Source organism: Brumimicrobium sp. (genome assembly GCA_023957385.1).
Lineage (GTDB): Bacteria > Bacteroidota > Bacteroidia > Flavobacteriales_D > Crocinitomicaceae > Brumimicrobium.
Window position 1 is genome coordinate 1,860,395 of record JAMLGZ010000001.1, and the last position, 12,221, is coordinate 1,872,615.

Here is a 12,221-nt window from a genome sequence, read left to right on the forward strand (position 1 = left end):
TTATATCTTCCAAAATTTAATTAAACTCATTTCAGCAAGGAAAAATGCTAATGCCAAAATTAAAAGAATTCTCCAATATTCGTTTGGTTTTTTTAAGGGCATTTGTTGAATATCATTTAAATCCTTTATTGCCTTGGTCTCGTAGTTTAGAATATGTATAGATGACAAGTAATTTTGTAAATCTGACTCATCTACATATTTCATATCTGATTCTACTCTATTGAAATTCATAGCTAATTTACCTAATTCTTTTTCGTTATTTCGTACGGTATAAATACCATCTTCTATTTGCCCATTATTTTCCATGTTCCTAACCGAAATTGACATGATTCCTTCAGAATTCATGCTCATTTCTGGAATAAACTCAAAATCTCCCTTCTTTAGAATAACTGCTTTCTCGGCTTGCAACTTAGTGTTCAAAATAAAATTATCTTCAGAACCAATGACTAAAGAGAGTTGTGAAGTAGATTGACTTACTTCACCAATTCGCAGTAGAACAGATGAAAATAGGGCAGACTTTCCAAAATCATTAAAATTTGGATCAATAGGAGTGTATAGGGCAAAGACTTTCTTATTAGTTGCGTTTTGTACAAGCATAGGTAGATTATTTTCATAATCAATTAAAGACATATAATTAGCGTTCGTATAGTTTGTAGAGGAAATATAATTTTTAAGAGGAGGCATACGTAACTTATTTATCTTCTCATCAAACATTCCATCAAAAAAATGATTTTGGATATTGATTTTTCCTACTCTTATTTCTTGAGAAGCTATATTTTTAAATAAAGGTAATTTGAAAGTAGTCATCAATTCATTGTAGGAAGATATATCAGGTTGAGAAGAGGGGATTATTAATACGGATATTCCTTTGTTAACTAATTGATTTAATTGAGGAATAAGTCCAGAACTAATTTTATCTATACTGTTTAATACTATTAGATTAGCTCTGTTTAGCTCTTCTATTTTGATTTGTTGCACAGAGATTTGTTGTATATTATAATAATCATCGCCTTTATAAACCAAGGAAGGGTAGGGGTGAGAGTTATCTCCATTAATAATGATAATATTATTTTCAGTTTTTACTTCATAGCTGAAATAATAGCGATTATCAAAATATATATTTGGATCAATCACTTCAACATATCCTTCTTTAATTCCAGGTGTTTTATCAGTATAATTCATAGAAATTATTGTACTTCCCATTGCTTCAATATCTGCTAAAGTTTGCCTATTATTTCCATTGATATTAAGTGATAATTCAATATTCTCTAACTTTGAATCACCTGTATTTTGCACTCTTATATACAAGATGTTGTTTGTGTTCGCTTTTCTAAATGGCTGATCAAACCAAACTGAGTCAATGTATAAGTTTTTTGTCGATTGTGGCCTAATTTGTATAAAAGAGAAAAATGCTGTAGTATCTATATTCCCCTTGTTAATTAAATTTCTTTCCTGTAAATCTGAAATAACAAAATAATGATGATTCCCTTCAATAGAATTAGATGTAAAATATTCGTGAATACTTTCAAGAGGGCTTAGAAGTGGCTTGGAAAGAGGAGAAAGAGATATATTTTCAAGTTTATCTTCTAATTCTGCGCGAGAAATTATCTTGTATTCATCGCCTGACATAGCATTGGTCACTAGCATATAACGCTGTTCTATCGGAAATTCCTCTACCAATCTATGAATAGTGCTTTTTGCTTGATTTAATAAATCTCCATTATTTCCTTTTGCTGACATTGAGAAGGAATTATCTAAGTAAATAGGAATGATATTTCCAAAATCAGAATTTTGTTGAGAAGTTGGTTTATAAGGTTGGGCAAAGGCAATGATTAAAAAAGCAAAAGCTAAAAGCCGAGATGCTAAAATAAGATAATGACGTAATTTCTTTGTAGTACTAGTCTCCTTGTCTATTTTCTTTATAAACTGTAAACTAGAAAAATAGATTTTCTTATAAGGTCTGAAATTAAAAAGATGAATGATAATCGGAATGATTAACAATAAGAGAAAATAAAGAATATTTGGATGTACAAATTTCATTAGGTCAAATTTATAATAAATAGACGCAATCGATGTTTTTTATGCAAAAACTTTTCCTCAAATAATAAACATTTGGTGGATTTTTCTAATAGTAAGAGTTACAACAAGGTAATAAAAAATGTATTATTTTTAAATAGATGGACATAAGTCCACTCACCAAAATTTATGGTAAAACAATGTTTGTGAATGGCTCTATTGTTATTATTCTGCTCAATCTAAATTTGTGAAATCTAAAATTTCACAAATTTAATAGGTCTATATTGATTGTTAAATCCCTTCATATTAAGCGTATAAATCCCTTTAGTTAATTTTGTCAAATCTATTTTAACAGAATTATTTCCCAAATCTAAGTGAATCAACTTTGATTCTACCAATTTACCTGATACATCAAAAACTTGTAGTTCCTCATTCATTTCTTGAGTTGTTAGTATTGTAATTGTAGCATCATCAACCACAGGTATTGGCATGATTGACCATGAGACATTATCATATTCACAATTAGCTGAAATAGGACCATATTCACTAACAAATCCATTAAAATCAACAGAAAGTAGCTTATAATAAGAAAGTCCAGTATTGATATTACTTACTGAATTAGTGCTTTCTTTTTATAAGATGGTTATTTAAAAATAAAAAATCATGTATGTATCTGTATTAATATCAATTATATATATAAATTTTAGGTGAATATTTAGGTAACATCACATTTGAGATTTATACCTATAAAATTACACATTCATCCGAAAGTTTTTTAAAATTTGATACAAAACATCCTGTATCGTCCTATTTGTAATAGTCAATAATCATAATGTGAGAAAAAAAGTCAAACAGTTAAAACATTTGGAGTTGTACCGTTGTCCACAAATCATCTTCTGGAGGAGGTTTCTCTGCTTTTTGGACAATCGGTCGGATAGTATTTATAACATAATCTAAGGAAAGATAGAATGGCAGACAAATTCTTATTTTTTCTACAAAGTTTGAAAAAGCCGTTTTCCCTGACACCCCAACTCTTCGTAAAAGTTCAAGTAGTAAATAGGTAATTAATGCAATAAATATTTGTGATTTTACTGCATTTTCAGAAGTTCCTATAAAAGTTTTGACATTGAGATTTTGTTTTAAAAGCTTGAAGAAAGTTTCTATATCCCAACGCCTTCTGTATAGTTCTGCAATTGTTGAAGCTTTCCAAGAAAGATTATTAGTTATAATTTCTATCGTTGTATTTTTCTCTTCATGGTAGGCTACAACCTTTCTGAATTTCATTTGATTTATCCCAACTTCTTTTGCTTTTTGTCCTGTCAAATAAATAATCTCGTCTATTAAAATATGTTGATCCTCATTTTCTGGAAGATCTAATTCTTCAGCTACTTCATAAACAGTGTTTTCTTTTATTCTTGTAACAAAAACATTTTGGGACAACACCCTAGCTTTAATGATGTTAAAATCCCAATATCCTTTATCTTCAACAATAATCGTATCCTTTGGGAAAACAATTTCTTCAAATCCTTTTCTGTCATGAATAGATGCATTAGTGATATTCACAAGGTTAGGCATCATCATCGCCTCATCCCATTGCGTATGGATTTTAATTCCTCCTTTTGCTGTCCGAAACTTTGCCCAATCAAAAAGCCCTAGACACACGCTAACTGTACTGCTATCACGAAGAAGAATAGTTTGATTTTTAACTTCTTCTACTACTTTTCGATGAGTATGTCTTTTCAATAAATTACCGTAGTAGCTTAACAAACTCATATACAGACTCTCAAAGACTTTGTGGCTACGTTTTTTATTCCCATCACTCATCGTTGATTTTGCAGGACTTTGTTTTAAGTCTAAGTCCCGAATAAAGGTTTTCGACACACCAATACCAACAGAAATATCCTCTAAAGTACTACATCGAGACAGCTGTCCGAACAAATTTGCAACAAGTTGGTCATAAGTCTTGTATTTATGGCATCCCTTGTCAGAATTATGCTGTTGAATAACTCTTGCTAATAAATGTTGAGGAATTAAGTCAATAATTTGACGAATTACAGGCTTATTGTTATTTTTGTTCCTACGAAACAGTCCCATTTCATTTGAATTTTGTCGTGATTTTCAAATTTAAGAAGACTGTTTCGGTTTTTTAATTTTTAATATGATTTTCTGAAAAAGTTTCGGATAGTTATGATAAAATTAATAAGTAGGTTTTGAAATTTTAAAAATTTGTTGTATAATTGTTTTTAAAACCAAATAACTAGAACTCTCATGAAACTAAAACAGAACTATTTACTTAGTATAGCGCTAGGTTTATTGATGTTAACTGCAACATCTATTAGCTTTTCACAACAAGCAATTTCTTCTCAAAGACAGCAAGTAAAAGTGAATCAATCTGTCCAGTCGCTTCAGACGAAACAGTATAGCGATCCCAACACTCACATACATCATGATGGCACCCCATGTGCTACAGATGGAATTATGGATAAATACTTAACTGCTAATGGACTCAAGGAGCAATTCCAAGCTGCTTATCAACAAGGAGTTCAAGAAGCTATGGCAAATCAGGGAGTAGAAGATAAGGTACAATATACGATACCAGTGATTTTTCATGTGGTTTATAAAACAGCAGCACAAAATGTAACTAATGCACAAATCATGGCTGTATTTAATAAACTAAATCAAGATTATCAATTACAAAATGCAGATGCATCTAATGCTCGTGGTAGCTATGGATTTGTGCCGGCTAATGTTGATGTTAATTTTTGTTTAGCACAACGCGATCCATTGGGTAATCCATTATCAGAACCTGGAGTTCATAGAGTTTCAACGACTGTAAATTATTTCAACCCGAACACGAATGAAAATGACATGAAATATACAGCTACTGGTGGTACTCCTTCTTGGGATAGAACAAAATATTTGAACGTCTGGATTGCTAATATTTCTAATGGAGCAGGATATGGAATCGCAGGTTATGCCTATTTAGCTACTACAAGTTCCTTACCACCAGCTGCTATTGATGGAATTGTGATAGATTATGATATGGGGATGTATGTTCCCGGTCGTGTATTAACCCATGAGGTTGGTCACTATTTAGGGCTACCTCACACATGGGGAAATTATGATGGGCAAGGTTGTAGTAATGGTAATGATGGATTAGCCGATACACCAAAAACAGCTGGACCATCTTTCAATTACTCCGGTTCATGCTCAGGAAATCAACAAACTTGTTCAGGAACACAAACTCAATATGAAAACTTCATGGATTATAGCAACTGTACAGTTATGTTTACAGCAAATCAAGCTACCTTGATGAGAAGTGTTCTAGCTAGTTCAAGATTATCTTTAGCAAGTAGTAATGCATGTACTCCAGTGAATCCAGTGCCACCAGTGGCAGATTTTACTGCAAATATAACAACAGTAGTAAGTGGAGGTACTGTTAATTTCACTGATTTAAGTACAAACTATCCTACATCATGGTCATGGAGTATTTCACCTGCTACAGGATGGAGTTATACGGGTGGTACATCATCAACATCTCAAAACCCTAAAGTACAGTTTAATAATGTTGGACAATACACAATTGCATTAACCGCTACTAACGGTTCAGGAAATAACACAAAGACAAAAAACAATTATATTAATGTTATTGCTTCAGGAGGTGGTTCTACTGCTTGTGACACTTTGAGAAATTATACGGCAGCTGAATTTAATAATTCTTCTTATTACAGCATAACTAATGAGATTGGCTATTATCCTGGTAATGCAACTTTAAATAATGGTGCTATTAAAATTTCAAGAGTTGCTGAAAAGTATACAGCTACCACATCTTCTCAATTAAGGGCGGTAAGATTGGCTGTAATGAAAGCAGCTGATATGGGTGCAGCTAATGATATTTCATTTAAAGTGTATCAAGATAATGCTGGATATCCAGGTACCGCAATAGCTACTGTAACTAAGCCAATTTCTTCTCTGGATCCTCTATATTGGAATATCATTGAATTTCCAACTACACCTACAGTAAGTGGAGATTTCTGGATTGGCATGGAGTGGAGTACAGCAGCTCCTTTTGACACATTAGCATTCTTAACAACTGATTTTAGTGCAAGACCTTCAGGGAATGCTACTACAGCATGTTATTTAGGCTCTTCTTATGGGTGGAAAAGAACAGATGAAATTTTCAATGGTGGTTCCAATGTTTCTATGATCATGGATGCTTTACTATCAAACGGGCCAGCACCAGTGGCTAGTATGACTATCACGCCGACACAAACTTGTCTGAATACTCTAGTAAATGCAAATGGTTTCGCCTCAACTAATACAACAGATTATGAGTGGCGTTTTATTTCAGGAAGTAATACTTATTATGGGGATGGAGGAGATTTGTATTTTGATAATTTACCTGTAGGAACATGGACTGTAGAGTTACACGCTCATGGTTCTTGTTTGGAAGATGTTAAAACTGGTACATTAATAATTAAACCTAAAATTACGCGTACAGTAAATAAAACGGATGCACATTGTGATCAAACTGATGGTTCTATAACAGTAACAAATATTGCTGGTAGTAATGGAGGTCCTTATAGTGTAAGTATTAATAATGGAGCTACTTTTGTTAATACAGCTCCTTATAACTTCACCAATTTATCAGCAGGAACCTATATTACTATTGTAAAGGATAATTATTGTGCTGATACTTCTAATGTGGTTATTGCTAATTTAAATAGCTTTAATCCAACAGTTTCTCCTGGAACGGCTGTTACAATAACTTCTGGTGATAATGTAACCTTAACAGCAAATGGTGGTACAACTTGGGAATGGTATGAACAAGGACAAACAAACCCATTCTCTACAAGTTCATCTGTAAACGTTTCACCTACTGTGACAACTACCTATATTGTTTATATTGTGGATGCAAATGGTTGCGAGAAAACTCTAACTATAGTAGTTACGGTTAACCCTACTTCAAGTATTGCTATAGAGAGTGATGGACAAAACATTACCATCTATCCAAATCCTTCAACAGGTATTTTTAAATTAAATGGTAAGTTTGCTAATGATCAAAATCTAACCGTTCAAGTTTATAACCTAATAGGAGAGATTATTATTTCTGAGAAGTATAATCAAACTAAGAAATTAGAAACACAACTAGATTTGTCAAGAAAAGATAGTGGAGCATATATAGTTCGCGTTTCAGGTGAGTTTGGAACATATACACAACGAATTGTAGTAGTGAAATAAATTTCTTGAATACACATTAAAGCCCTGTTTTTCAGGGCTTTTTTTTTGAATACTAATATTGATTCTATACTTCTTTATTTATACCTAAGCCAAATAAAGCAAAATCATATTTACTTGGATCTTTGGGATCTAATTTTTGTAGATGTGTCATGATTTCTTCTAAAGCTTTCCAATCATTTTGTTTACGATGGAGTAAGCCTAATTTACGAGCTGTATTTCCTGTATGTACATCTAATGGAATATAGAGTTCAGACATTTGTATAGAATCCCATAATCCAAAGTCAACTCCATTAGTATCTTTTCTTACCATCCATCTAAGAAACATATTAATACGTTTTGCAGCAGAGCCTTTCTCGGGATTAGCTATATGTTTTTCGCTGCGAGAACTATGTTCTATAACTAAAAATTCATTTCTAAAATTAATGATTCTTTGTTTGATTCCCTTCTGATTCTTGGTGAGATAGAACCATGCTTCCAGACTATTATGTAAAGAATAACATCTCTGCAGAGAACGGCAGATAAAATCTAAATCATCACTATTTAGCGTTCTGTGCTTAAAGGCTTTAGTGCCTTTAAATTGCCCTTGGTAGTTTAATATAAAGTTATAGGGTTGATAATCCATTAATTGAATTAATTTTTCAGCATTAGAGATGATCATAGCTCTTTTCCCCCAAGCAATAATAGCAGTAATAAAACCTATAACCTCAATATCTTGTTGAATAGAGAATTGGTGCGGAATAGAAATAGGATCGTTTTGAATAAAATCAGGGGTATTATATTGCTTGAATTTTACTTCAAACAACTCTTCTAATTCTCTGTAAATCATTTATATAAATTTACCATCAGCCATTTCGAGTTTTCTATCTGAAATATCAGCTAAATGAGAGTTGTGGGTTACTATAATAAAAGTTTGACCAAAAGATTCACGTAATTTAAAGAATAGTTGATGCAATTCTTCTGCATTTTTTGTATCTAAATTTCCAGATGGTTCATCTGCTAAAATAATTTTAGGATTATTGATAAGCGCTCTTGCTACCGCCACACGTTGTTGTTCACCACCCGATAGGGCAGAAGGCTTATGTTCATCGCGATTAGACAGATTGAGGAAGCTAAATAACTCCTTAGCTTTTATTTCTGCTTTCGCTTTATCTTCACCTTTTATTAGGGCAGGTAATATTGCATTTTCGAGTGCAGTAAATTCTGGAAGTAACTGATGGAATTGAAACACAAACCCAATAGATTCGTTTCTAAATTTAGCAAGTTGTTTTTGACTTAATAAGAAAGGATTTACACCATCAATTAAATACTCACCTGAATCTGGCTTGTCAAGAGTACCCAGAATATGAAGAAGAGTTGATTTTCCAGCACCGGAAGCTCCTACAATAGAAATTAATTCACTTTTTTTAACATTCAAATCAATTCCCTGTAAAACCTTAACCTTTTCATAAGTTTTAACAATATTTTTGACCTCAATCATATCAAGCGAAATTAATATATAATTTGGGTTTATTATCTCTTTGTTGTAAATTTGTTTTATGAATATAGAAAATATAGATTCCCATTATCCAAGGAAGCCAATTTTAATTCGAAAAAAGAATACGGGACACATTGCAGTCACTATATTTTCTATTGTACTATTTGCTCTCACATTTTCTTTTATTTTAAACGATTATTATCTCATCTCGCTTTTACTTGGTGTATTAATTTTTCATGAAGGAGGACATTATATTATGATGAAAATCTTTAAATATGAGGAACTTAATATGCTTTTTATACCGTTCATGGGAGCTATGGTTTCAGGAAAGAAAAAAATATATTCACAAGTCCAAAGCTCTATTATGGTTTTGGCAGGACCTATTCCAGGTATTTTAGTAGGTGTTTTTTTATTAATAAATCCGTGGTTTGAATTGCATCCAATCACCATTCAACTGGGGGTAATACTCATTTTGCTTAATGTCTTAAATTTAGTACCCATAGAACCTTTAGATGGTGGACAGTTAATGCGTAATCTCTTTTTTAGTAATTACGAGTTTTCTCAACTCATATTTTCAATACTATCCTCTCTGTCTTTTATGGTTATTGGGTTATTGCTCAACTCTTGGGTAGTTACTGTTTTTGGAGTATTGCTAGGATTAAGGATTAAAAGTCAACATAAACTATATTTAATCCGAAAGAGTTTACGCGAAGAAGAAGTTGATTATGAATCAAATTATGAAGATTTACCTGATTCCACATACTCTAAAATGAAAGCTATCATTAAAGAATATAATCCTGTTTTGACTCAGATTGAAGAATATGACGATGGAGAAGAATACGACCAACTTGTAGCAAAACAGGTTGACAGTGTTTTATTTCCTCCAATGAAGCGTGATGCTTCAATGTTATTTAAATCCTTTGTGGTTTTTTTATGGTTAGGTAGTATTCTTGCATCTTTCTACGCTATTTATTCTATTGATTTTAATACAATCATTCATGCGTTTCAGCATAGGTGAAAAAGTCTCTTATTTGCATGATAGTGGCTATGGGATAGTGAAATCCTGTAGAGGTAATTTTGTAATGGTAGAAGATATTTCTTCTAAATTTGTTATGGAATATGCAGAAAATGAGTTGGTTAAAATTCAAGGAGATATGAAATCTATATCCCAATTTAGCGCTATAGATGCATATAATATTACAAAAGAGACTACGTTTCAAACAAATGAGAATCATATTCGAAAAGGGAAGGAGTATTGGGAAATAGATTTACACACACATTCTTTTATGGAATCAGAAAGGGGAATGGATAGTGGTGAATTACTTCAAAGGCAATTAATCGAATTTAAAACCTTCTTTCAAGCGGCTCGTCAAAAACTAATTCGTAAGTTGATTGTTATTCATGGAGTAGGGAAGGGGACACTTAAAAATGAAATCAGAGAATTCCTAAAGGGTCAAGAGAATTTGGAATTTTATGATGCTGATTTTAGAGAATATGGGAAAGGAGCAACGGAAATTAGAATGTATTATAAAATATAAAACAATGAAGCAAGCACTTTTTTTAATGGTATTTATCTTAACTAATTTGGTTATGGCACAGGAAAAAACAATTTATGATTTTACGGTAGAAACAATAGACGGTCAAAAGATAAGTCTTTCAGAGTTTAAAGGAAAAAAAATAATGATTGTAAACACGGCATCTAAATGTGGATTTACGCCTCAGTTCGAACAATTAGAGGCTATTTATCAGCAATATAAAGATAAAAATTTCATTATTTTAGGGTTTCCGACTAATGATTTTTTGAGTCAAGATCCAGGATCTAATGAAGAGATTTATGCTTTTTGTACAAAAAATTATGGAGTGAGTTTCCCTATGATGGCAAAGATTACAGTTAAAGGTAAAGGCATGGAACCTCTGTACAAATATTTAACTACTGGAGCGCTTAATGGGTATAAGGATAGTAAAGTATCTTGGAATTTCCAAAAATTTTTAATTGGAACAACTGGAAAACTAGAACGTATCTATGAACCAAAGGTGGTTCCAAATGATCCTCAAATCATTGAGTGGATAGAGAATTAAAAATCAAATGACTATTTTCATATTAATTACCTTAGGTTTTGTACTTTGTATTATTGGAATTCTAGGTAGTATTATTCCGGTTTTACCAGGTTTACCAGCAAGTTGGTTGGGTTTATTATTACTTTATTTAATACCTGGAGTTCCTTTTGATTATCTATTTCTAGGAATAACGTTTGTCATCACATTAATAATGTTTGTGCTTAGTTTCACCATTCCAGCTAAAGGAGCAAAGAAATATGGAGGTAGTAAATATGGAGCTTATGGATCAACTATTGGGGTGGTTTTTGGGATTTTCTTTTCACCCATAGGAATTTTTATAGGACCATTTATAGGAGCATTCCTTGGTGAATATATTTTTAATGGCTCAACAACACGACATTCTTTACGTGCTGCATTTGGTTCTTTCTTAGGTTTTCTGAAAAGTACTTTTATGAATATTCTTATAAGCCTTGTTTTCTTTGGTATATTTATCTATAAAGCAATAGTAATTTTATATTAAAGCTATAACAATTGTAATTATTTTGCTTTCAATTCTTCTTTGATTTTTTGTTTTGTTTCTGTATCTGTCAATGACCATATAGCTGCATTATGATTATTGACGTAGATCAAAACAACTGATTTGTTTACAGATGATATTCTTTTCTGCACGATTTTGATTAAATTCTTTGAATATTTGTGATATACATCATTCCATATAATAACACCATAATAATCTGCTGAAGGGAGCATTTCTCTAGTTAGAGGTTTTGAATCATTCAATGGGTTTGTACATGCTAAAAGAAATTCAAGATTATAATTATGAATATTCAAATTCGGTTCATTGATATAAGGAGGAAAGCTATCAAAGCAACCGTTAACATTCCAATCCGCTGTAATTGGTTTATCTACATAGCAATTAACTATTTTAAAGACCTCATTTCCTTTAGTATCAAAGAGTCGAAATTGTACTGGTTGAGAGTCATCTTTAAAAATACCTTTTTGTTTTTTGTATTCGGAAGAATCTACATTTGAATTTCGTAGTTGCTGAAAAATCTCTGCGTAAAGTTCACGTAATTTTGCTTTATATCGAATAGTATCTAATGTAACACTGTATTCTGATTGAATTTGATGTTTCTTAGATTGTTCAATTATTTGATTATCCGAATACCATTTAGGTTTTTTGTCAACACCTAAGAGAATTGAGCAACTTTGTAAAGAAAGGATTACAGTAAGCAACATTGCTCCAATAAAAGATCGTTTCATTTAATTTATTACTCAAATGTAAGTTTTTAACTTATAATATACTAATAAGGTATTCTGCTAGGGTTTATTATTTTGTCTTATAATTAATATTATGTTAAATAGAAGTTATTAAGTAAAAGAAGGAAAAACAATATGAATCCAGCAAACTAAATTAGAGAAAGCATACTAA

11 protein-coding genes are annotated in these 12,221 nt (G+C 31.7%); 5 read left to right on the forward strand and 6 right to left on the reverse strand.

Translation table 11 applies throughout. The features are described from left to right. The 3 genes from M9897_08175 to M9897_08185 form a co-directional block, all read right to left on the reverse strand. Positions 1-2,040 carry a BatA and WFA domain-containing protein gene (locus M9897_08175; GenBank protein ID MCO5268856.1) on the reverse strand — a complete coding sequence of 680 codons (2,040 nt, stop codon included), beginning with the start codon at positions 2,038-2,040 and terminating at the stop codon, positions 1-3. 230 nt (positions 2,041-2,270) lie between these two features. Continuing rightward, entirely contained in the window at positions 2,271-2,507 is a 237-nt protein-coding gene (locus tag M9897_08180) for a T9SS type A sorting domain-containing protein (protein MCO5268857.1), read from the reverse strand. A 364-nt stretch (positions 2,508-2,871) separates the two neighbouring features. Continuing rightward, positions 2,872-4,110, reverse strand: coding sequence for an IS4 family transposase (locus M9897_08185; GenBank protein MCO5268858.1), 1,239 nt, complete (start codon positions 4,108-4,110; stop codon positions 2,872-2,874). 174 nt (positions 4,111-4,284) lie between these two features. Here M9897_08185 and M9897_08190 point away from each other — a divergent pair, with 174 nt between their 5' ends. Further along, complete coding sequence (locus M9897_08190; protein ID MCO5268859.1) at positions 4,285-7,257, forward strand: M43 family zinc metalloprotease; 2,973 nt, start codon at positions 4,285-4,287, stop codon at positions 7,255-7,257. Between the two features lie 64 nt (positions 7,258-7,321). Here M9897_08190 and M9897_08195 read toward each other — a convergent pair whose 3' ends face one another. Further along, entirely contained in the window at positions 7,322-8,083 is a 762-nt protein-coding gene (locus M9897_08195; protein ID MCO5268860.1) for a TIGR02757 family protein, read from the reverse strand. Continuing rightward, the gene (locus M9897_08200; GenBank protein MCO5268861.1) at positions 8,084-8,734 is read right to left on the reverse strand and encodes an ABC transporter ATP-binding protein; all 651 of its coding nucleotides are present in this window, start codon (positions 8,732-8,734) and stop codon (positions 8,084-8,086) included. It abuts the gene before it with no gap. Positions 8,735-8,792: 58 nt separating this feature from the next. Here M9897_08200 and M9897_08205 point away from each other — a divergent pair, with 58 nt between their 5' ends. The 4 genes from M9897_08205 to M9897_08220 are packed head-to-tail and all read left to right on the forward strand — an operon-like array spanning position 8,793 to position 11,309. Then, entirely contained in the window at positions 8,793-9,749 is a 957-nt protein-coding gene (locus tag M9897_08205) for a hypothetical protein (protein MCO5268862.1), read from the forward strand. Beyond that, entirely contained in the window at positions 9,730-10,269 is a 540-nt protein-coding gene (locus tag M9897_08210) for a Smr/MutS family protein (GenBank protein MCO5268863.1), read from the forward strand. The genes M9897_08205 and M9897_08210 overlap by 20 nt, the downstream gene beginning before the upstream one ends. A gap of 4 nt (positions 10,270-10,273) precedes the next feature. Then, entirely contained in the window at positions 10,274-10,810 is a 537-nt protein-coding gene (locus M9897_08215) for a glutathione peroxidase (protein ID MCO5268864.1), read from the forward strand. 7 nt (positions 10,811-10,817) lie between these two features. Then, entirely contained in the window at positions 10,818-11,309 is a 492-nt protein-coding gene (locus M9897_08220; protein MCO5268865.1) for a DUF456 domain-containing protein, read from the forward strand. 17 nt (positions 11,310-11,326) lie between these two features. Here the strand turns inward: M9897_08220 and M9897_08225 are convergent, their stop codons facing one another. After that, a complete protein-coding gene (locus tag M9897_08225; protein MCO5268866.1) occupies positions 11,327-12,052 on the reverse strand; it encodes a hypothetical protein in 726 nt (241 codons plus the stop codon). Positions 12,053-12,221: the final 169 nt, after the last annotated feature.

Bases quoted from the DNA above. Each gene is read 5' to 3' on its own strand.
- M9897_08175 (MCO5268856.1), bottom strand. From the start codon at position 2,040: ATGAAATTTGTACATCCAAATATTCTTTATTTTCTCTTATTGTTAATC.
- M9897_08180 (MCO5268857.1), bottom strand. From the start codon at position 2,507: ATGCCAATACCTGTGGTTGATGATGCTACAATTACAATACTAACAACT.
- M9897_08185 (MCO5268858.1), bottom strand. From the start codon at position 4,110: ATGGGACTGTTTCGTAGGAACAAAAATAACAATAAGCCTGTAATTCGT.
- M9897_08190 (MCO5268859.1), top strand. From the start codon at position 4,285: ATGAAACTAAAACAGAACTATTTACTTAGTATAGCGCTAGGTTTATTG.
- M9897_08195 (MCO5268860.1), bottom strand. From the start codon at position 8,083: ATGATTTACAGAGAATTAGAAGAGTTGTTTGAAGTAAAATTCAAGCAA.
- M9897_08200 (MCO5268861.1), bottom strand. From the start codon at position 8,734: ATGATTGAGGTCAAAAATATTGTTAAAACTTATGAAAAGGTTAAGGTT.
- M9897_08205 (MCO5268862.1), top strand. From the start codon at position 8,793: ATGAATATAGAAAATATAGATTCCCATTATCCAAGGAAGCCAATTTTA.
- M9897_08210 (MCO5268863.1), top strand. From the start codon at position 9,730: ATGCGTTTCAGCATAGGTGAAAAAGTCTCTTATTTGCATGATAGTGGC.
- M9897_08215 (MCO5268864.1), top strand. From the start codon at position 10,274: ATGAAGCAAGCACTTTTTTTAATGGTATTTATCTTAACTAATTTGGTT.
- M9897_08220 (MCO5268865.1), top strand. From the start codon at position 10,818: ATGACTATTTTCATATTAATTACCTTAGGTTTTGTACTTTGTATTATT.
- M9897_08225 (MCO5268866.1), bottom strand. From the start codon at position 12,052: ATGAAACGATCTTTTATTGGAGCAATGTTGCTTACTGTAATCCTTTCT.